The organism is Verrucomicrobiia bacterium (genome assembly GCA_019634635.1).
Lineage (GTDB): Bacteria > Verrucomicrobiota > Verrucomicrobiia > Limisphaerales > UBA9464 > UBA9464.
The window spans coordinates 42,674-62,539 of sequence record JAHCBB010000006.1 but is presented as its reverse complement, the minus strand read 5'-3'; the positions used below and the strand labels follow the sequence as shown (position 1 = coordinate 62,539).

At 66.5% G+C, this 19,866-nt stretch carries 18 protein-coding genes; 9 read left to right on the top strand and 9 right to left on the bottom strand.

Going from position 1 to position 19,866, the window contains the following annotated elements:
- Positions 1-62: 62 nt before the first annotated feature.
- The 4 genes from ruvB to KF791_05800 all read left to right on the top strand — a co-directional run bounded on the left by ruvB (position 63) and on the right by KF791_05800 (position 6,153).
- Positions 63-1,097 carry a Holliday junction branch migration DNA helicase RuvB gene (gene ruvB, locus KF791_05815; GenBank protein ID MBX3732092.1) on the top strand — a complete coding sequence of 345 codons (1,035 nt, stop codon included), beginning with the start codon at positions 63-65 and terminating at the stop codon, positions 1,095-1,097.
- 106 nt (positions 1,098-1,203) lie between these two features.
- Positions 1,204-4,293: a PSD1 domain-containing protein gene (locus KF791_05810; GenBank protein ID MBX3732091.1), complete on the top strand. Its 3,090-nt coding sequence runs from the start codon at positions 1,204-1,206 to the stop codon at positions 4,291-4,293.
- 29 nt (positions 4,294-4,322) lie between these two features.
- On the top strand, positions 4,323-5,756 hold the full coding sequence (locus KF791_05805) for a DUF1501 domain-containing protein (GenBank protein MBX3732090.1): 1,434 nt from the start codon (positions 4,323-4,325) through the stop codon (positions 5,754-5,756).
- A 73-nt stretch (positions 5,757-5,829) separates the two neighbouring features.
- Positions 5,830-6,153 carry a helix-turn-helix domain-containing protein gene (locus tag KF791_05800; GenBank protein ID MBX3732089.1) on the top strand — a complete coding sequence of 108 codons (324 nt, stop codon included), beginning with the start codon at positions 5,830-5,832 and terminating at the stop codon, positions 6,151-6,153.
- 35 nt (positions 6,154-6,188) lie between these two features.
- Here the strand turns inward: KF791_05800 and KF791_05795 are convergent, their stop codons facing one another.
- From KF791_05795 to KF791_05760, 8 genes are all read right to left on the bottom strand, one after another.
- Positions 6,189-6,470 carry a hypothetical protein gene (locus KF791_05795; protein MBX3732088.1) on the bottom strand — a complete coding sequence of 94 codons (282 nt, stop codon included), beginning with the start codon at positions 6,468-6,470 and terminating at the stop codon, positions 6,189-6,191.
- Positions 6,471-6,659: 189 nt separating this feature from the next.
- Positions 6,660-7,766, bottom strand: a complete 1,107-nt coding sequence (locus KF791_05790; GenBank protein ID MBX3732087.1) for a M56 family metallopeptidase — start codon at positions 7,764-7,766, stop codon at positions 6,660-6,662.
- A gap of 43 nt (positions 7,767-7,809) precedes the next feature.
- Positions 7,810-8,181 (bottom strand): BlaI/MecI/CopY family transcriptional regulator, encoded by a 372-nt coding sequence (locus tag KF791_05785; GenBank protein MBX3732086.1) that lies wholly within the window; start codon positions 8,179-8,181, stop codon positions 7,810-7,812.
- Between the two features lie 82 nt (positions 8,182-8,263).
- Positions 8,264-9,277 (bottom strand): SDR family oxidoreductase, encoded by a 1,014-nt coding sequence (locus KF791_05780; GenBank protein ID MBX3732085.1) that lies wholly within the window; start codon positions 9,275-9,277, stop codon positions 8,264-8,266.
- A gap of 73 nt (positions 9,278-9,350) precedes the next feature.
- Positions 9,351-10,733 (bottom strand): sugar transferase, encoded by a 1,383-nt coding sequence (locus KF791_05775; GenBank protein ID MBX3732084.1) that lies wholly within the window; start codon positions 10,731-10,733, stop codon positions 9,351-9,353.
- Positions 10,734-10,981: 248 nt separating this feature from the next.
- Complete coding sequence (locus tag KF791_05770) at positions 10,982-11,719, bottom strand: exosortase-associated EpsI family protein (protein MBX3732083.1); 738 nt, start codon at positions 11,717-11,719, stop codon at positions 10,982-10,984.
- Positions 11,716-12,711 (bottom strand): exosortase/archaeosortase family protein, encoded by a 996-nt coding sequence (locus KF791_05765; protein ID MBX3732082.1) that lies wholly within the window; start codon positions 12,709-12,711, stop codon positions 11,716-11,718. The genes KF791_05770 and KF791_05765 overlap by 4 nt, the downstream gene beginning before the upstream one ends.
- A 105-nt stretch (positions 12,712-12,816) precedes the next feature.
- Positions 12,817-13,848 carry a serine acetyltransferase gene (locus KF791_05760; protein ID MBX3732081.1) on the bottom strand — a complete coding sequence of 344 codons (1,032 nt, stop codon included), beginning with the start codon at positions 13,846-13,848 and terminating at the stop codon, positions 12,817-12,819.
- A 10-nt stretch (positions 13,849-13,858) separates the two neighbouring features.
- Between KF791_05760 and KF791_05755 the strand changes: the two genes are divergently transcribed.
- Positions 13,859-14,386 carry a PaaI family thioesterase gene (locus KF791_05755; GenBank protein MBX3732080.1) on the top strand — a complete coding sequence of 176 codons (528 nt, stop codon included), beginning with the start codon at positions 13,859-13,861 and terminating at the stop codon, positions 14,384-14,386.
- A 95-nt stretch (positions 14,387-14,481) separates the two neighbouring features.
- Positions 14,482-15,369, top strand: a complete 888-nt coding sequence (locus KF791_05750) for a type II secretion system protein (protein ID MBX3732079.1) — start codon at positions 14,482-14,484, stop codon at positions 15,367-15,369.
- Position 15,370: 1 nt separating this feature from the next.
- On the opposite strand, the gene KF791_05745 is transcribed toward KF791_05750, so the two are convergent.
- Positions 15,371-16,420: a squalene/phytoene synthase family protein gene (locus tag KF791_05745; protein MBX3732078.1), complete on the bottom strand. Its 1,050-nt coding sequence runs from the start codon at positions 16,418-16,420 to the stop codon at positions 15,371-15,373.
- Positions 16,421-16,564: 144 nt separating this feature from the next.
- Here KF791_05745 and KF791_05740 point away from each other — a divergent pair, with 144 nt between their 5' ends.
- The 3 genes from KF791_05740 to gluQRS are packed head-to-tail and all read left to right on the top strand — an operon-like array spanning position 16,565 to position 19,732.
- Complete coding sequence (locus KF791_05740) at positions 16,565-17,935, top strand: DUF1080 domain-containing protein (GenBank protein MBX3732077.1); 1,371 nt, start codon at positions 16,565-16,567, stop codon at positions 17,933-17,935.
- Between the two features lie 29 nt (positions 17,936-17,964).
- Positions 17,965-18,834: an SDR family oxidoreductase gene (locus KF791_05735; protein MBX3732076.1), complete on the top strand. Its 870-nt coding sequence runs from the start codon at positions 17,965-17,967 to the stop codon at positions 18,832-18,834.
- Between the two features lie 7 nt (positions 18,835-18,841).
- Positions 18,842-19,732, top strand: a complete 891-nt coding sequence (gene gluQRS, locus KF791_05730) for a tRNA glutamyl-Q(34) synthetase GluQRS (GenBank protein ID MBX3732075.1) — start codon at positions 18,842-18,844, stop codon at positions 19,730-19,732.
- Positions 19,733-19,866: the final 134 nt, after the last annotated feature.

The window sequence follows — 19,866 nt, the reverse complement described above, 5'->3', positions numbered from 1 at the left end:
GTCCAAACCGGGCTCCGGTTCCCGCTTCCTTCAAAGCGCGGTGCATCCCAAGGTTCTCCGGAATGGCTGAACGGTTGATCAACGAAGTGCTCCAGCAACCGGACGCCGCGGTGGAGACCACGCTCCGCCCGGCGGGATTCTCGGAATTCACCGGCCAGGCCAAAACACGGGAACGCCTGGAGATCGGTGTCGAAGCGGCGCGGCGGCGGCGGGAGCCGCTGGACCACGTTTTGTTGAGCGGCCCTCCAGGTCTCGGCAAGACCACGCTGGCCCACATCCTTGCGAACGCCATGGGTGCCACCCTGCGGACCACCAGCGGCCCCACGCTCGATAAGGCGGCCGACCTCGCCGGGTTGCTGACCAACCTTGAGGAAGGCGACGTGCTGTTCATTGACGAGATCCACCGGCTGCAGCGGACGATTGAGGAATACCTCTACCCGGCGATGGAGGACTTCAAGCTGGACATCATCATTGACCAGGGGCCAAACGCCCGGAGCGTTCGGCTCAACCTGCCGCGCTTCACGCTGATTGGCGCCACCACCCGCGCCGGCCTGCTCAGCGCGCCGCTGCTGACGCGGTTCGCGATCCGCGAGCGGCTCGACTATTATCCGGCGGAGCAGCTGCAGGTCATTCTTGGCCGGGCGTCCGGATTGCTTGGGGTCGAAACGGATCCCCACGGAGCCTTGGAGATCGCCCGGCGCAGCCGTGGCACCCCCCGCATCGCCAACAACCTGCTGCGACGGGTCCGGGACTTCGCCCAGGTGCGCGGCGATGGCCGGATTACCCGCGAACTGGCCGACCGGGCACTGGCCATGCTCGAGATTGACAGCCACGGCCTCGACGAGATGGACAAGCGGATCCTCGAGACTGCGATTCTGAAGTTCGGCGGCGGACCGGTCGGGGTGTCGTCGCTCGCAGTCGCCGTCGGCGAGGAGGCCAACACCCTGGAGGAGGTCTACGAGCCCTACCTCATCCTCGAAGGCTACCTTCACCGCACTCCTCAGGGGCGCATGGTCACGGAACTCGCCTACCAGCGCCTTGGCCTCCGCCCCCTTGGCGCGCGCCAACCGGATCTCCTGCAACCCGATGCCCGATGAATCGCGCAACCGGCGCGAGACGTCCAACCCCGGGCCAATTCCGGGTGACTTGGCGTCCTTTGAAGCGCACCTTGATCCGAGGCCAATCCCACGAATGCTCGTCCCGATGAAGCGTCCCCTCATCCAGTTGCCCTCATGCCTTTGCAGCCTGCTCCTGGTCCTTTCCGGCGCCGCGCAGGCCGCGCAGGCCGCGGAACCGGTGGACTTCGGGAAGCACGTCGAACCCATCCTCATCCGCCGCTGCTCGGAGTGCCACGGACCCGACCAGCAGAAGTCCGGCCTCCGGCTCGATTCCCGCGGTGCGGCGCTGAAATCCGGCAAGTCCGGCAGGCTGGCCGTGGTCCCGGGAGAGCCCGAGTCCAGCGAGATGCTGCGCCGGGTGACCTCCACCGATCCCGACGAAGTCATGCCCACCAAGGGGCCTCCCCTGACCCCGGAAGAAGTGGCGGTGCTCCGGCAGTGGGTCGCCCAGGGCGCCGAATGGCCCGAGATGGATCCACGGTCCCACTGGGCTTTCCAACCGGTGACCCGCCCCGCCCCACCGGCAATGGAGGCGGAGCCCTGGGTGCGCAATGACGTGGACCGCTTCATCCGGACACGCCTCCATCAGGAACGCCTTGCCCCGCAACCCGAGGCGGACCGCCCGACGCTGCTGCGGCGTCTCAGTCTCGACCTGACCGGACTGCCACCGACCTGGCCGGAGGTTGAGGCCTTCGTCAACGACGCGTCGCCCGATGCCTACGAGCGCCAGGTGGACCGCCTGCTGTCCTCGCCCCATTACGGCGAGCACATGGCCCGGGGATGGCTCGATCTGGCACGCTATGCCGATTCCAACGGGTACCAGGTGGACCTCGCCCGCTCGATCTGGCCGTACCGCGAATGGGTCATCCGGGCCTTCAACCGCAACCAACCGTTCGATCAGTTCACCATCGAGCAACTGGCGGGCGACCTGCTGCCCCACGCCACGCTGGAGCAGCGCATCGCGACCGGGTTCAACCGAAACACCAAGGTCAACGACGAGGGGGGCGGCGACGAGGAGGAATACCGGACGAAGGCGGTGAAAGACCGGGTGGCAACCTTGGGCACCACCTGGCTGGGACTGACCCTGATGTGTGCAGAGTGCCACACGCACAAGTACGATCCCATCAGCCACGACGAGTACTATCGGCTGTACGCGTTCTTCAATTCCACCGCGGACGCCGGGAACTACAGCCTTGCTCCGACCGTGGATGTGCCCCCTCCCAACCTCACGCGCCCGCTTGAAGACCTGCGCCGGCGGATCGCCACGACGCGGGACGCGCTCGCCGCCGCGGAGGCTGCGCTGCCGGGGCGGCAGGCCGGGTGGGAACGCCGGCTTGCCGCAGGCGGACCCGTGTGGGAGCCACTCACCCTGACCAACATCGTCTCGTCAGGAGGCTCCGGGTACACCAACCTGCCCGATGGATCGGTCCTCGCCGTGGGGGTCAATCCCATCTACGACACGATCACCGCCGAGGCTGGAACCGACCGCACCGGCATCACGGCGGTCCTGCTGGAGGTGCTGCCCGATCCATCGCTGCCCAAGAACGGTCCCGGACGCTGGGGCCAGACCGGCAATTTCATTCTCGACGAATTCAGCCTGGATGCGGGGCCGATCTCGGATCCGGCGGCAGGGCTGACCCCCCTGATGTTTTCCGGGGCGGAGGCCGACTGGGAACAGCAGTACTACCGCGCCGAACACGCCGTGGACCGCAATCCCAAGACGGGCTGGGCCATCGGGCCGCGTTTCGGCCAGCCCCATTTCCTGATTGCCACGCTGGACGAGCCCGCGGGCATTGAAGGCGGCACCCGGTTGCGATTCCGCTTCGAGCACTACCACGGCAACAGCCACACCGTCGGCCGGTTCCGGATCTCGGTGACGCGCGACCCGGATCCGGTCCGACGCTGGCCGGTGGACCCGGGCATCGCGGCCCTGGCGTCCATCCCCGCCGACCACCGCACCGCGGAGCAACAACGCCAGCTCGCTGCCGCCCACCGCGACGGGTCCCCGGAGATCCGCACCCTGGAGCGTGAGCTCTTCCGGCTGAACCAGCGGGAGGCCGAACTCGCCTCCCGGAAATACACCACACCCGTGATGCAGGAGCGGGCGGAGCCGCGCGAGACGTACGTCCACGTCCGCGGAAACTTTCTCGAGAAGGGTCGCACCGTCACCCCGGGCGTCTTGGAAATCCTCCCGGCGTTGCCGAAAAGTCAACCGGTCAATCGCCTCGCGCTCGCCCGCTGGCTGGTGGACCCGGCCCATCCACTGACCGCCCGCGTCACCGTCAACCGATACTGGGAACGCCTGTTCGGCACCGGGCTGGTCAAGACAAGCGACGATTTTGGACGACAAGGGGAGCCTCCGACGCACCCGGACCTGCTCGATTTCCTCGCCACGGAGTTCATTCGAAGCGGATGGAACGTGAAGGCGATGCAGAAACTGCTCGTGATGTCGGCCACTTACCGTCAGGACGCCGCGACCGATGCCCTGCGGCTCGACCAGGATTTCTACAACCGCCTGTTGTCCCGGGGCCCCCGGTTCCGGATGGATGCCGAGATGATCCGCGACCAGGCACTTGCCGCCAGCGGCCTGCTGGTCCCCGACCTCGGGGGACCCAGCGTGTATCCGGTGCAGATACCCAATCTCTGGAAGGAGATCGGATTCCTGCGTCCCGAGATCGGCATGGATGAATGGCCCCAAAGCGAAGGTCCGGACCTCCATCGCCGCTCGATCTACACCTTCTGGCGTCGGGTGTGCACCTATCCGACGTACGCCACCTTTGATGCACCCAGCCGCGACGTGTGCGTGTCGCGCCGTCCCCGGACCAACACCCCCCTCCAGGCCCTCGCCGGCCTCAATGATCCGGTGTTTCTGGAGGCGGCGCGGGTGTTCGCGCAACGCATTCTGACCGAGGGCGGCCCGGATCCCGAGGCCCAGCTCCTGTTCGCCTTTCGGACCGGACTTTGCCGCAATCCGACCCCGGCCGAGCGGGACCGGCTGCTCCGGCTGCTTCGCCAGCAGCTCGACAGCTACACCCGGGAGCCGGCGGACGCCGCGGCGTTGATCCGAATCGGCAGCGCTCCGTGTCCGGATTCACTCGACCCCCGCGCCGTGGCCGCGTGGATGATCGTGGCCAACGTCCTGCTCAACCTGGATGAACTCCTGACCAAGGGATGACTCCGAACCGGCCTGCACCGCACCCCGAAATGTCTCCACTCCTCGACCGACTTCGCACCACCACTCGGCGCCGTTTCCTCGGCGGCTGCTCGACCGGCATGGGAGCCCTCGCCCTTGGCTCGCTCCTGAATGAGCGCCTGCTGTCCTCGGAAGCATCCCCCGCCGGATCGCCCGGCACCCATTTCGCCCCGAAGGCGAAAAACATCATCTACCTGTTCCAGTCGGGCGGGCCGTCCCATCTCGACCTGTTCGATTACAAGCCTGAACTGAACCGGCTCGAGGGGCAACCGGTTCCCGAGGAGCTGGTGAAAAATATTCGGCTCGCGCAGATCGGCAAGAATGCCGCCCTGCTGGGCACCCGTTACCAGTTTGGCCGTTACGGACAGTCCGGGGTGTGGTTGTCCGAGCTCCTGCCACACCTGCAGACCGTGGTGGATGAGGTCTGCTTCGTTCAGGGGTTCTACTCCGAGGCGTTCAATCATGACCCGGCGACCCTCTTCATGAACACGGGTGCCCAGTTGTCGGGCCGCCCGGCCATGGGCTCGTGGTTCAGTTACGGACTCGGCAGCGAAAACAAGGACCTGCCGGCGTTCGTCGTGCTGATGACCGGTGTCGGCCAGCCGCTCACCAACGCCGCCTGGGGCTCCGGGTTCCTGCCGACCGTCCACCAGGGAGTCCAGCTCCGTTCGCAGGGGGATCCGGTGCTGTTTGTGGGCAATCCGCCCGGAATGGGATCCGCGCGCCGTCGCCAGTCGCTCGACACCCTCAAGGAGCTCAACCAGATGCGGCACGACGTGCTGCAGGATCCGGAGATTTCCACCCGCATCGCGGCCTACGAGATGGCGTACCGCATGCAGACCAGCGTGCCCGAGGTGATGGACGTTTCGCGGGAACCCGCCGCCATCCACAAGGCGTATGGCACCACCCCCGGCCGCGCCTCCTTCGCGAACAACTGCCTGCTCGCGCGCCGGCTGGTCGAGCGCGGCGTCCGGTTCGTCCAGCTGTACCACCGCGGCTGGGATCATCATGGGGGGCCTGACGGCAACCTCGTGTTCGATCTTCGCAAGCGCTGTCTGGAGACGGACCAGCCCACGGTGGCCCTGATCCGGGACCTCAAGAACCGTGGGCTCCTCGACGAGACACTCGTGATCTGGGGGGGCGAATTCGGCCGCACACCGATGATGCAGGGCGCCCTGAAGCCCGATCAAATCGGCCGGGATCACCATCCGCACGGATATACGGTCTGGATGGCCGGAGGCGGGATCCGCCCCGGGATGATCCACGGCCGGACCGATGATTTTGGTTTCTTTGCCGTGGAGAACCGGGTGCATGTCCACGACCTGCATGCGACCATTCTGCACCAGTTCGGACTCGACCACACCCGCCTGACCTACCGGTTTCAGGGCCGGGATTTCCGCTTGACCGACGTACACGGCGAGGTGGTCCATGAGATCCTGGCCTGAGTCCGCACGCGGTGGCCACGCAGTCGCAATGCTAAGAATTCGAGATTGGCACCGGGAACGCTATGCTACCGGTGTGAATGCACATCGAAATCATCGCTGGCGGGCCACCCGCCGGAACTTCACCCAACTGGAGCGGCGCCGTCGGCGCGGCATGGAACTGCTCGCGAAGGGGTTGACCCAGGCGGAAGTCGCGCGGCGATGCGACGTGAGCGAGACCACGTCGTTCCGCTGGAAACAAGCCTGGCTGCGGAAGGGCCCAACGGCCTGGAAACGCGGACGGCTCGGAAGGCCACCAAAGTCCGGCGGGCACGCCTCGGATGCTGAGAGCCGCCGGGGTGTCGGACCGTCTCCCCGAAGGCGACTGATCGCCTGCCCGCCGCGATTCCCCCGACCCTGAGGTTGGACGCGCATCGCGCGCCGCGCCCGCGGACCTCAGACACACGAAGCGGTCGCCGGGGACCGCAGACGCTCGCGGAGCACCAAACCGTCCTTGGACTCAGGGTCGGGCTCAATCTTTTCCCACTGGCACGGCTGGAGCAACACGAACGCGTGCCGGACCCGGTTCGGCGCAACGAGGAATTCGGCGAGAATGGTGATCCGGACGGCACCGGTGGTCCGGAATGCATGGATCACGCCGGACCGGCCCTCGTCATCGAGAATGAAGCGAATCGGCCGATCGTTGAGAGACTCCGGGGAGAGCTGGTCTTTGGTCATGGCGTCGCTGGGCTGGCGAGTCTGAAAGAGAGATGCCCTGCATCCACCAGTCCCTTCCCGGAGCGACCCCGGCCCGATCCCTTGCGGCCCGTCTGGACACCGCAACGAAATCCGCCCGGAAAACGCCTCCATTCGTTCACCCGCTTGAGGACAGTAACTGCAGAAATACACGCCCCGTCAACCCCAAGTTCACAGGGGCCACCCGCGATGAAGCGCGTTCATCGGCACCGCGCTGGCACGATGGCCAGCGGCGAGCAGGGGCCCGGAAGCCTGGTCGCCGTCTTCGGAATTCCACCGGTGAGCCGGCTCGGGATCGGTGAGGCCGACAAGGGCCACGGCCAGCCAGGAACAAAAACCGACGACGCGGGTCCGGGCCCCCGGACGAAAGCGCCGGATCGCGTGGATCCGATGCAGCAACGGCTGGATGTCGGCCTCCTCATCGCCAAGCATCGGGGTGCTCATCTCCGGCGATACCGGATCCGCCGGCGCACCCACCCGGTCGAGGAGCTTCAAGATCACCTCTCCGTATCGCCGGCCGGAGCCGGGCTCCGACTCCAGGGCCCGCGCATCGCAATCCTCCTCCCGATCCGCACGAAGCTGCCGGGTGATGTGCCAGGCGATGGGATTGAACCAGTGGATCGTCTCAACCGCCGCCAGGAGCCAGTTCATTGCAAGGTCGCGACGGCTGAGGTGCGCAAGCTCGTGGAGAAACACCAGTCGAAGCTCCTCCCGGTCCAGCTCGCCGGCGAGGCCGCAGGGCAGAATCAGCCGGGGACGCACCAGGCCCAGCACGCAGGGCGCCTGAACCCTCCGGGACTCGAGCACCGAGACCGGTATCCGGCAGTCCGCCGCCGCCTTGCAATTCTGCAGCAGCCACCAGGTGTCCCATGAGTCGAGCGGACGCGCCGTGCGCTGCACCCACCAGGTCCACGCCGCCGCCCCGAGCATCCGAAGCCCCAGCACCCCGGCAACTGCCACCCACACCCATTGCACCGCCGGCATTTCCAGGAACCGGAGGAGCGGCAGCAGTCCCGGTTCGCCGGTCCCGGGATCCGGCTCCCCGCGGTCCATGATCCAGGGCACCTCAAAGAGGTTGAAGACGCTGACCGAGCTGGGGAGCGAGACCGGCCATGCCAGCCGGACGATCACCAGCATCCACAAACGGCACCGCCAACCGGCATCAAGCTGGTCCCCAAGCAGCCGGATCACCAGCCAGACCACCCCGGCAAGGATGGAAGCCTGCCACGAGGCCCGGACGAGATGGCCAAGAAACTCGGCGACGACGGGGGAATCCATGGCCTGAAGGAAAGCATCGCTCGGGCCAAGCCGAATCCGCAGGCTAACGTCCTTCGACCGCCTTTCGCAACTCCCTCACCTGCTTGGCGTTCAGCTTCCGGTTCTCCACAAAATGCGCCACCATCGTGCTCAGGGAGCCTCCGAAAACCCGGTCAAGGAAGGAGGAACTGACGGCGTTCACGCAGCTGCGCTCGTCCACGAGAGGCTTGTAGAGGTACGCGCGGCCCTGCTGCTCAAAGCCCAAGGCTCCCTTGCGGACCAACCGGTTCAGCAACGTCTTGGCCGTCACGGGGTGCCAGGTCGGATCCGACTTCACCAACTCGGCGATGATGTCGGCCGCCGTCACCGGCGCCTGCGCCCAGACGATGCGCATGATTTCCCATTCGGTTTCGGAGATGCGGGGGATGTTGGCCATTGCTGATTTTGGATGCAGAGGTTCGTGGTGGTGATCTGCACTGGGTTTATGGCCGTGAACACCTGAAGTCAAAGAAAAAGTTTCAGGGGGAACGTCGGGACGCGGACGGCCCGGTCTTCAAGCGGTCGCGAAAGTACTCGATCGTGCTGGTCAAGCCGTCCGGCAGGGTGACGACCGGCTCCCAGCCCAGCAGGCGCCGGGCGCGGGTGATATCCGGACGCCGCTGCTTCGGGTCATCCTGGGGCAACGGACGATGCACGATCCGCGACGGGGATCCCGTGGCCCGGAGGATCTCGCGCGCGAACTCCGCCATCGTCATCTCGACGGGATTGCCAATGTTGGTCGGCAGATGGGCATCCCTGGCCTTGCACATCATCAGCCGGTGGATGCCCTCGATCAGGTCCGAGACATAGCAGAAACTCCGGGTCTGGGTGCCGTCCCCGAAGAGGGTGATCGGGCGGTGCAGCAGGGCCTGGCTGATGAACGCGGGAACGACCCGCCCATCGTGCAACCGCATGCGGGGACCGTAGGTGTTGAAGATGCGCACAATCCGGGTGTCCACACCGTGCTCGCGGTGGTACGCCATCACCAGCGCCTCCGCAAACCGCTTGGACTCGTCGTAGCAGCCCCGGGGTCCGATGGTGTTGACGTTGCCCCAATAGGACTCCGCCTGGGGATGCACCAACGGATCCCCGTAAATCTCGGAGGTGGAGGTCAGCAAAAACCGGGCGCCCTTGGCCTTCGCAAGGCCGAGCGCCTTGTGAGTGCCCAGCGACCCCACCTTGAGCGTCTGGATCGGCAGCTCCAGGTAGTCCACCGGGCTCGCTGGCGAGGCAAAATGCCACACGTAGTCCACCGGGCCGTCGAGAAACAGGAACTCGGTGACATCCTGCTTGATGAAGCGCAAGTCCGCGTGGCCCGCAAGATGCGCGATGTTGTCCGTGCTGCCGGTGATCAGGTTGTCAATGAGGACCACACGGTGGCCCTCGGACAGCAGGAGATCCACAAGGTGCGACCCGAGGAACCCGGCGCCGCCGGTGACCACGGAGGTCGGTTTCCGGGCCGTGCCCCGGGATTTGTTGGAGGGGGATTTCATGGGAGAACGTCGGAGATCCCGCCGCCCGCAGTCGGGGCGTGAGGGCTGAACATCGGGGTTAGTGGGTCCGCGCTCATTTGGCCCCGGCGCCGGTGAAGACGGCGGGGACGGTGCGGAGGAGGATCTTCAGGTCCAGCCAGAGGGACCAGTTGTCAATGTATTCGAGATCCAGCCGCACCCATTCCTTGAAGTCGCGAACCTCGTTGCGCCCGCTCACCTGCCACAGACACGTCAGCCCCGGCTTGACGCTGAGGCGCCGCCGGTGTGCCGGGTCATCAAAGCGCCGGACCTCGTCCAGCGGCAGCGGACGCGGCCCGACCAGGCTCATGTCGCCGCGCAGCACGTTGATCAACTGGGGCAGCTCATCCACCGACCACCGGCGCAAAAACCGCCCCAGCGGCGTCACCCGGGGGTCGTTCGTGACCTTGAAGACCGGTCCGGACATCTCGTTGAGCTGTTCGATTTCCCGTTTGAGCTGCTCGGCATTGGTCACCATGGTCCGGAACTTGAGCATCGTGAACGGGCTGCCATTGAGCCCGGCACGCTGCTGGCGGAACAGCACGGGACCGGGCGAGGTCAGCCACACCAGCAGAGCCACCACCAGCAATGGAACCGCCAGCAGCACCAGCAGGAGCAACGCGCCGACAAAATCCATGCCCGATTTCACCAGCGCCTGCCAGGAGGCGTCCGGACCCGTCCGGAACACCAGCACCGGATGGCCGGCCAGTTCATCCACCGACGTTTGGGACAGCCGGGTCTGGAAGAAGTCGGCCAGCAGCCACACCTCGACCCCCTCCAACTCGCACGCCAGGATGGACTGTTCAATCTCGCTGAACATCACCTGCCGGGGGATGACCAGTACGGCGTTGGCGGAGGTCTCGTGCAGCATCTCGGCCAGGCGCGCCGGCGGCGTGTCCGCCAGGTTCACCCGGGCGATGATCTGAAACTGCCCGGCGGAAACCGAGGCCACCAGGCGCTCGACTCCAGACGTGTCCCCGGGCTGGCCGAGCACGATGACGCGCTTGCGGAGGGCGTTGCGGCCCAAACGCGAGATGGCCCACCAACGGACCAGTTCCTCCTTCAAGAACACCAGGCAGACCGACAGCGGAAGGAACAAAAGCAGGACCCCGCGGGCTCCCTCGGTCTTGCGGATGAACAGGGCGGTGATCAGTGCAACGGTGATCCAGGCCGCCCCCTTGAGGAGATGCCAGAAAGTCTGCCGCCGGGAATGCAGCAGGGGTCGCGAGTAAAACCCCTGAAGCTCGAGGGCCGGGGGGGTCAGGGGCACCACCACCGCCAGCAGCCACAGATAGGCGCTCAGGGGGTCAATCTTGTCACTCGGGTCCAGGGCCGGCAGCGACCGAATCCAGTGGGCCAGGATCAGCGCGCCCCCAAACAACACCGCATCCAGCAGCTTTTGGAGCTTTGCATAGAGTTGCCGCTGACCGCGGAGCATGACCCGCAAATCCTGCCGGTTCGGCCGGGAAATAGGTAGCCAGAAAGCTTTCGGTTTCCACCGCCCCGGCTGATCCGGATCCTTCACAACCTCCCGCCGCAAGCCGCAGCGACAGCCGCTTGCCAGGGCGGCGGGGGCAATTCCAAGCCGGGCCTGCCGGGTTCGCCTGCCTGTCGCAGGTCGCGGGGCCACGGCCGTCAGGCGGGCATTGCGGCCCGCCGCAGCAGCATGTGGGCGACGCTTCCGGGCTAGGGATTCGCCGCGACGTCGAACCTCTGGAACTGGGGCACGCTCGCCACGATCAGCGCCTTCAACCGGGCATAGGTGGCCTCCTCGTCCCCCGGCACACATTGGGCGAAGTACGAGGCGTACGACCAGCGTTGCAACACCCCCTCGGTGACCAGTTCGCGCATCAGGAGCAGCGTGCGCTCCGCCTGGCTGGCCGTGACCTCGCCGTCCGCCGCAAACCAGAACACATACACCCCCGCCGTCCGCCGCGGCAGGCCGTCGGGCCCCTTGTGGTCGAACACCGCATCAAATCGCCGCACGGGCAACTGCCGTCCGTCTGCCAGGGGAATGGTGTCGTACCGCTTGTTCTGGATCATCCAGCCCGCCCCCGTCAGACAAAAATCCGGTTGATGGATGCTCGTCCGGTCCCGGCCCATCAGCACGACCGAAACCTGCGCGGTGAAGTCATCGTCCTGTGACCGGTAGATCTGCCGCCCGAACGAGGTGTCCGGAGGCAGCCCCGCAAGCTCCTGGTCGGTGATCACCCCCGGCCGTGCTTCGAATCCGGGAATCAGGGTCGGCAGGAACACTGAATTGGTGCGGGTGATGCGGCCGTCGGCGGAGATCAATGGCATGGGAACCAGTCGCACGGCGGGCGCCCCCAGGGTTTGACGATCCCGCACGCGCACCAGCAGGGCGAAGGTGCCGCCCATCAGCGCCACGGCGATGGCGAGGAGGACCAGGGAACCGCGGTTCATGCTGGGGAACGGGATGCCGTTGGCGGGGTGTCCGGCGCCGACGCCTCCGGAGCGGCACTCGACGCGGGCGGGGGTCCTCCAGAATCCGCCCGTTCCCGAAGCATCCAGCCCAGGGTGAACAAACACCCGAGGGCGCCCAGGTAGGTGATGAAACCGAAATGGGTCTCGATCATCTTCCCCGCCGCCTCCCCAAAGGCCTCGCCCACCGTGAAGACCACCACGAGGCGGACCACATTGCCGGCAAGGGCGAACGGCACCGAGGAGGCAATCAGGAGCGCCCGGCGCCAGACCGAATGGAAATTCATGAAGGCGTACACCACCGACAGCAGCAACACCACACTGGCGCTGCGCATGCCGCTGCACGCGGCGGCCACATCGAACTGAAACCCGGCGGCGCCATTGCCGGGGTTGTGAAACACCGAAGTCCCCTTCCGCAGAAGATCCAGCCCCAGCACGGAATTGCAGAAATCCACCGACAGACGCGTGGACAGCAGCCTCAAATGAAACGTCGGGCCGTCGAGATACGTCGCAATCGGGATGGCGAAGATCAGGAGAAACCACGGAAACAGGGTCGCACGCAACCATGCCGGCCCCCAGAACACCCCCATCAGTCCCCAACTCCCGACGATGAACCCGACGACGGACAGGCGCACCTGCTGGCCGACATACCCGATGCAGTGCAGCAGCAGGCCGGACGCCACCAGCACCAGCGCCGGGCTCCAGGGACGCTTGGGCACTGCGGCCAACTCGGCCCGGCGCAGGTACATCAGGGCCAGCACCAGGAACGGCACGAACGGCGCCAGTTCGTCGCCCATCTCACCCACCGACTTCAGCTGGTACCAGCCCGTGAGCCACCCGAACATGGACGGATTGTTCACATAGCCGAAGGACGAGTTGCCCATCAGGTGAAACAGCACACACCACGACGCCAGCGCGACCCCGAGGGCCGCCCGGTCCGGCAGGGACTCCCAAAGCTGACGCAGTTCCTTCACACGTTGACGATCGGCGGCGGAAAGAAAGGCGGCGCGACGCCACGGTGCAAGCGCAATTGCCCGACGGCACGACACCAAGTCCATGAGGACTCCCCGGGGTCCGGCTCAGATCTGGAAGTCCACAGACACCCCCCGGTCCCGTTTGTTCATCACCCGCACCCGGACGTCCTCCATGAGGACCAGGCTCTGCGGTGGCACGCTTTCCATCAGGAACACATTCGCCCCGATGGTGCTGTCGTGTCCGATCACGGTGTCGCCGCCCACGATCGTCGCATTGGCGTAGATCGTCACATGGTCCTCCAGGGTGGGGTGCCGCTTGGTTCCCCGCAGCGCCTGCCCGGCGGCCAGGGACCGCGCCACCAGTCCCACCCCCTGGTAGAGCTTCACATGGTGTCCCAGCTCGGCCGACTCGCCGATCACCGTCCCCGTGCAGTGATCCACAAAGAAATGGGAGCCAATCCGGGCGCCAGGGTGGATGTCCATGCCGGTGCGGCTGTGGGCCCACTCGCTCATGATCCGCGGCAGCAGCGGCACGCCCTGCCCATGCAGCACATGGGCCATCCGATGAACCGCAATGGCCTCGATGAACGGGTACGCCACGATGACTTCCTCGCGCGTCCGCGCCGCAGGATCCCCGGCAAAGGCCGCCTCCACGTCCGTCTGCAACAATTCCCGCACCGCGGGAAGCTGTAGCAAAAACCGGATCGCCGCCTCGTGCGCCGCCGGACGCGGGTCGCGGTCCGAACCCTCCGGACACCCAAAGCAGCCCAGGCACTTGTAGATCTCGTCTTCCAGCCGTCCCGCCACGGAATCCAGCCGCAACGCCGTCTCGGCCTGCAGCTCCGAGGAATGCGCCACCTGCTCGTCGAAGAAACCGGGAAACAACAGCCGCAACAGGTCCAGGGTCACGGCGACCACACCGGCCCGCGACGGGAGGTTGGCCCCATCGAGGTGATTGATGCCGCCATGCCGCCGGTAGCTCGCCAGCAGCGCCTGCGTCAGGTCCTTGATCGGATAATGCACCGCAGGACCACTCTCCACGGAACATCCCGGCCATTCAACCGCCCCGTCACCGCGCCTCCTGGCGCGTCCCCGACCCCGAGCTTGCACTCGCCGCCGCCGCCGGACCCGGCCCATCCTCCGCGCGATGATCCCGCTTCCCAACACGCGTCACTGTTTCGTCTGCGGCCTTGAAAATCAGGGAGGCTTCGCCCTCCAGGTCTTGCGCGAGCACCAGGCCGCCGTGTCCCGGTTCCGGTTCCGACCGGACTGGTGCGGCTTCCCGGGAACCGTTCACGGCGGCCTGGTGGCCACCGCACTCGACGAAATCATGGTCTGGGCGGTCGGTGTGGCCAGCGGCCGGATGACCTACTGCGCCGAACTCTCGGTCCGCTATCAGCGCCCCACCCGGCCGGACGTCGAAGTCACCGCCCGGGGCGAACTCACCGCAAACCGCCGGGACCGGCTGTTCCTCGCCAGCGCCACCCTCGTGGATCCCGAAGGCACACTGCTCGCCGAAGCCACCGGCAAATACCTGCCGGTCCCTGAGGAACTCCTGCCCGACATGCTGGCTGATTTTGTCGGGGACCCCGCGTCCGTATTTCGTGCCGCGTCCGGGATGCCGGACGCGTCGGGGCCGGCGAACTCCTCCTCCACCACCCCCCCGCCCCCTTGACGTCAGAACGTGCCGTCCGCGGTGAAATCAGGATTCCTCTTGCCAACCTCCAACTGTTTGCGTTGACTCCTACACGAACTCCCGTCGCTCCAGTCATGCACTCCCCTTCACCGTCGGATTCCAGGCTCCGGAGGTCTCGTCATTCCGGATTCACCCTCATCGAACTCCTCGTGGTGATCGCCATCATCGCGATCCTTGCGGGCATGCTCCTGCCTGCGCTCGGCAAGGCGAAAACCAAGGCGCAGGGCATCTCCTGCATGAACAACTCGCGCCAGCTCATGCTGGCTTGGAAGCTGTATTCCGGCGACAACGGCGACCGGTTGGTCGGTGCCGCCAACTGGAACCCGCCCGGGGGCGGCGTCGTGCCCAACTGGACGGGCGGCAGCTGGCTCGACAACACCCGCGCCCGCGAGAATGACCCCAACAACTGGGATCACGATGCCTACACGAGGAAGAGCGTCCTCTGGCCCTACTGCGGCGGGTCGCTCGGCATCTGGCATTGCCCGGCCGACTACACGATGGCGTTCAACACCCGGGAGCGGCGTCGGGTGCCGAGAATCCGCAGCATGTCCATGAACAACTGGGTCGGCGGGCCCCCGTGGAGCGCCTCCGGACCCCGCTGGAGGGTGTATCTGCGCGAATCCGACATCCAGGTTCCTGGACCCGCCCAGACCTTCGTCCTGCTCGACGAACGTGAGGACTCGATCAACGACGGATACTTCGTGGTGGATATGCAGGGGTTCGTGGAGGGCAATCCCGACAGCATGCGCCAACTCGTGGACTATCCCGCCGCCTACCACAACGGCGCCGCCGGGTTCGCCTTCGCCGACGGCCACTCGGAGATCAAGAAATGGCTCTCGGCGGAGTTCCGACGTCCGGTGCGCAGGGGGGTCCTGCTGGCACTCAACATCCCCATCGGGAACAAGCCGGACCTGAAACGCGACGTGTATTGGATGGCCGATCGCAGTACACGCCAGCCGTAGGTCACCGCACGCCATCCTCCCACTGGGCCTTCCAGGCCTTCGGAAACGGCAACTTCCAGAGGGATCCGAGCAGCACCGCACGGACCTCCGGGCGCGGCACCTTGATTCGCTGCTCCGGATCCAGAATGGGTCCGGCACGAAGTCGGCGCAGGGTGCGGATGCCCAACAGCACAGGCCACGCGCACGCCAGGCGCAGCCGGTACCGGGAGCGCGGCAGCGTGTTGGTGTAGCGCCAGCCGGCCTCCAGATGGCCAAGGGCCCGGACGCACCAGGCCTCATGGATTGGGCGCAACGCCGCCCCCGCCGCCGGATCGAGCAGATCCCCCGGGGTCAGGCCAGCCGCCTGCAGGTCGGAGGCCGGCAGATAGCAGCGGCCGTTCCGTAGGTCCCGGGGCAGATCCCGGAGGATGTTCACCAGTTGCAGTCCGCGGCCGAGGCGAATCCCATCCTCAAGGAACAGCCGGTCGTCCATCACTGCCGCCGGAAAACAGCGTCGCCGGGTCACCCGGGTCCAGAACTCGCCCACACAACCCGCCACCCGGTAGGTGTAGTCGTCCAGCTCCGCCTCGGAGTTCAGGCAGCCGATCTCCCCCGGGCGGTCCCCAAAGCGTTTCAGATCGAGCTCCTGACCCCCGGTGATGATGTCCAGTACCCGGCGGATCTCCTCGCGATCGTCGGGAGCCTGTCGCACCAGGCATCCGACGGCCTCTTCGATCTGCAACAGCAGCTGACGCTCCGCCGTCGGTGTTCCATCCGGGAGGGCGTCCGCAAGATCCGAGAAATCGCAGCGCTCCACCCGGCGACCCAGGATGCGTTCGCGCAGCCGGGACAGTGCTTCAAGCCGCTGCGGCATCGGGATCCGTCCGGAGTCGGCGAGGGTATCCGTCGTCCGCGCGAGCAGGTAGGCGAGTCCGATGATGGGACGGACCGATCGGGGCAGAACCCCGAGGGTCAGGTAAAAGGATCGCGAAGTCTGCTGCAGCAACCGCCGAAGTTCCCTCGGCAGCGGTGGGGGCGGCCCGGTCGGTTCAGAATGGCGGATCAATCGCACGTCGCGCGGCGACCCAATCAATCTGGCGCGGAATCGCAAGCGCAACCGGGTCCAAACCCGGAGGGACCCGAACCAACGGCCTCCGGATTCCCCGGGAATTCGCACTTGCAGCATGCCGTGAGTCCGCAACGATTTCCTCGCATCATGCACCTGCGTTCTCCCGCCACCTCGCGCTCCGTCATCACCGGCCTCCTCCTTGCCGCGCTGGCGCTGGCCATCACCCCCCTGCAGTCCACAGCCCAGCCCCAGCAGCAGCCGCCGCCCGGCTTCACCCCGTTGTTCAATGGCCGGGACCTGACGGGGTTTCGCGGTGGCGACACCTACGACCATCGCAAACTGCTGGCGCTGCCCCCCGCGGAACGCGAGGCCCTGATTGCGAAGTGGACCGCCTCCATGAACGAGATCAATCCGAAGACCGGCAAACCGCACTGGTACTTCGAAAATGGCGAACTGGTGAATGACGGCTTCGGGGCATATGCCACCACCGAGAAGGACTACGGGGATTTCGAGCTGCTGATTGACTACCGCACCGTGCCGCTGGCCGACTCCGGAATCTACCTCCGTGGCGTGCCGCAGGTGCAGATCTGGGATTCGACGGAAAAGGAGAAGTTCAACATCGGGGCGGACAAGGGTTCCGGCGGCCTCTGGAACAATTCCCCGGGCGCCCCGGGCAAGGACCCCCTCGTCAAGGCCGACAAACCCTTCGGCGAATGGAATTCGTTCCGCATTCGCATGGTGGGTTCGCGGGTGAGCGTGTGGCTCAACGGACAACCCGTGGTGGAGCACGCGGTCCTCGAAAATTACTACGACCGCTCGCAGCCGGTCCCGGTGACCGGGCCGATCCAGCTCCAAACCCACGGCGGCGAGATCCGCTGGCGCAACGCCTTCATCCGCGAAATCCCCCCGGATGAGGCCACGCGAATCCTCTCCGAACCGGGTGCGGCGCGTTTCGAGCCGGTCTTCAACGGACGCGACTTCACCGGCTGGGCCGGCCCCCTCGACAACTACGAAATCGTGGACGGCGCGATCCGGTGCAAGGAGCAGAAGGGCGGCACCATTTTCACCGCGAAGGACTACGGCGATTTCGTGGTCCGCCTCGAATTCAAGGTGCCTCCCGGCGGCAACAACGGGCTGGCCATCCGCTATCCGGGCCAGGGTGATACCGCCTATGCGGGGATGTGCGAGCTCCAGGTGCTTGACGACCACTATGAAGCCGTGACCGGTTCGAAGCTCGATCCGCGGCAAACCCATGGATCGGCCTACGGCATGGCCGCCGCCGCACGCGGGTTCCAGCGCCCCGCTGGCGAATGGAACTTCCAAGAGGTCACCGTGAAGGGCTCGAAGATCCGGGTGGAGTTGAACGGATTCGTCATCCTCGACACCGACCTGGCCGGCATTGCCGAGTTCATGGCCAACAGCCCGCACCCGGGCAAGGACCGGACCCGCGGGCATTTCGGGTTCGCCGGCCACAATGATCCCGTGATGTTCCGCAACGTCCGCATCCAGGAGCTCTGACTCCAGCCTTCCGAGGTCGTCGCCCCCTCATGGATGCCGCCACGTCCGCAGTCTGGATCACCGGCGCCGGCGGACTCATCGGGTCCCACCTCGCCCGGTTGGCGGCACGCGCCCTGCCCGGGCGCCGCATCCTTCCGCTCGCCCGTCCGGACCTCGACCTCACCGACACCGGGGCGGTGGCGCGTCGCTTCCAGCAGGACCAGCCGGGCATCGTCCTTCATTGCGCCGCCCTGAGCCGGTCGCCGGCGTGTCAGGCAGACCCCGCACGCGCCCGTGAACTGAACGTCGAAGTCCCACGGCGGCTCATCCGCCTGTCGGCGGAACTCCTGTTCGTCTTCTTCTCCACCGACCTCGTGTTTGACGGGACGACCGGAAACTACCGCGAAGAGGACACCCCCCGCCCGCTCCTGGTTTACGGCGAGACCAAGGCGGCCGCCGAGGCCATCGTCCAAACCCATCCCGCTCACCTGGTGATCCGCACCTCGGTCAACGCCGGCGATTCGCCGACCGGCGACCGGGGGTTCGATGAGGAACTCCGCAATGCCTGGAAATCGGGACGGGAGGTCCCACTGTTCGACGACGAATTCCGGGCACCCATCGCTGCACCGGAAACCGCCCGGGCAGTCCTCGACCTGGTCCGCGCCGGGGCGCGAGGGATCTACCATGTTGCGGGCAGCGAACGGATGTCGCGATGGGAGATGGGCGACCTGCTCGCCGCACGGCATCCGGACCTGCAACCCCGAATCCGTCGGACGTCCCTGAAGAACTTCCAGGGGTTTCCCCGCCCCGCAGACGTGACGCTCGATGTTTCCAAGGTCGCCGCCGCCGTTGGCCGGCCGATGCCCCGGTTCCGGGACTGGCTGGCCGCGCAACCCCGGCCCGGGTCCGGCGCCGGTTGATCCGCCCATGCCCGGCCCTCCGGACACGCACCGTCCCTACCGGGGACGCCTGGCACCATCGCCCACCGGGCGGCTCCATCTGGGACACGCCCGCACTTTCTGGACGGCTCACTGCCGGGCGCGCGCGTCCGGCGGAACCTTGGTCTTGCGCAATGAGGATCTCGATCGCGACCGGGTGCGTGCCGCGTTTGTGGACACCATGTTGCAGGACCTGCGCTGGCTGGGCATCGAGTGGCAGGAAGGTCCCGACCTCGGCGGCCCCTTCGGGCCATACAACCAGAGCGACCGGCTGCCGGGGTACCGCGAGGCGTTCCAGCAACTGCGCAATTCCGGACACCTCTTTCCATGCACCTGTTCCCGGCGCGACATCCAGGCGGCGCTCCAGGCGCCGCACGCCACGGACGAAGAACCGATTTACCCAGGCACCTGCCGCACCCGGTCCGCGGCTCCAGACGCTGTCCGGACCTCCTGGCGGTTCCGGGTGCCTGCCGGGCGTACCGTGTCCTTCGTGGACGCCCGGGCAGGAGTCCAGGCATTCGTCGCCGGACGGGACTTCGGGGACTTTGTCGTGTGGCGCCACGATGACCTGCCGGCCTATCAGCTTGCCTGCGTAGTGGACGATGCCGCGATGGGCATCACCGAGGTCGTGCGCGGTGCCGACCTGCTGATCTCAACCGCCCGCCAGTTGCTGATCTATGAGGCGCTGAACCTCGCACCCCCGCAGTTCTTCCACTGCCCGCTGCTGACGGACGATCGAGGCGTCCGCCTCGCGAAGCGCCATGCGGCGCTGAGTCTGGAGTCGCTCCGCGAAGCGGGCCACGACCCTGGAGAACTCCGTGCCACCTGGGAAACGCCGTGCGATTCGGGCGAGGGTGACGGCACCTCTGCAGGCCGATGAATCCGCTCCCGACCCGCGGCGTGCACTTCACGGAATCGCATGTCACTCAAGGCGTGCCGGCGCTTGGGGATTTGTTGAGCGGCACTTTCGAGCTCCCGTACCGGTGCGCATCGGTCACCAGCCCGGCACCATCG

Coding starts and splice junctions, on each gene's coding strand:
- ruvB (MBX3732092.1), top strand. CDS start 63: ATGGCTGAACGGTTGATCAACGAAGTGCTCCAGCAACCGGACGCCGCG.
- KF791_05810 (MBX3732091.1), top strand. CDS start 1,204: ATGAAGCGTCCCCTCATCCAGTTGCCCTCATGCCTTTGCAGCCTGCTC.
- KF791_05805 (MBX3732090.1), top strand. CDS start 4,323: ATGTCTCCACTCCTCGACCGACTTCGCACCACCACTCGGCGCCGTTTC.
- KF791_05795 (MBX3732088.1), bottom strand. CDS start 6,470: ATGACCAAAGACCAGCTCTCCCCGGAGTCTCTCAACGATCGGCCGATT.
- KF791_05790 (MBX3732087.1), bottom strand. CDS start 7,766: ATGGATTCCCCCGTCGTCGCCGAGTTTCTTGGCCATCTCGTCCGGGCC.
- KF791_05785 (MBX3732086.1), bottom strand. CDS start 8,181: ATGGCCAACATCCCCCGCATCTCCGAAACCGAATGGGAAATCATGCGC.
- KF791_05780 (MBX3732085.1), bottom strand. CDS start 9,277: ATGAAATCCCCCTCCAACAAATCCCGGGGCACGGCCCGGAAACCGACC.
- KF791_05775 (MBX3732084.1), bottom strand. CDS start 10,733: ATGCTCCGCGGTCAGCGGCAACTCTATGCAAAGCTCCAAAAGCTGCTG.
- KF791_05770 (MBX3732083.1), bottom strand. CDS start 11,719: ATGAACCGCGGTTCCCTGGTCCTCCTCGCCATCGCCGTGGCGCTGATG.
- KF791_05760 (MBX3732081.1), bottom strand. CDS start 13,848: ATGGGCCGGGTCCGGCGGCGGCGGCGAGTGCAAGCTCGGGGTCGGGGA.
- KF791_05755 (MBX3732080.1), top strand. CDS start 13,859: ATGATCCCGCTTCCCAACACGCGTCACTGTTTCGTCTGCGGCCTTGAA.
- KF791_05750 (MBX3732079.1), top strand. CDS start 14,482: ATGCACTCCCCTTCACCGTCGGATTCCAGGCTCCGGAGGTCTCGTCAT.
- KF791_05740 (MBX3732077.1), top strand. CDS start 16,565: ATGCACCTGCGTTCTCCCGCCACCTCGCGCTCCGTCATCACCGGCCTC.
- KF791_05735 (MBX3732076.1), top strand. CDS start 17,965: ATGGATGCCGCCACGTCCGCAGTCTGGATCACCGGCGCCGGCGGACTC.
- gluQRS (MBX3732075.1), top strand. CDS start 18,842: ATGCCCGGCCCTCCGGACACGCACCGTCCCTACCGGGGACGCCTGGCA.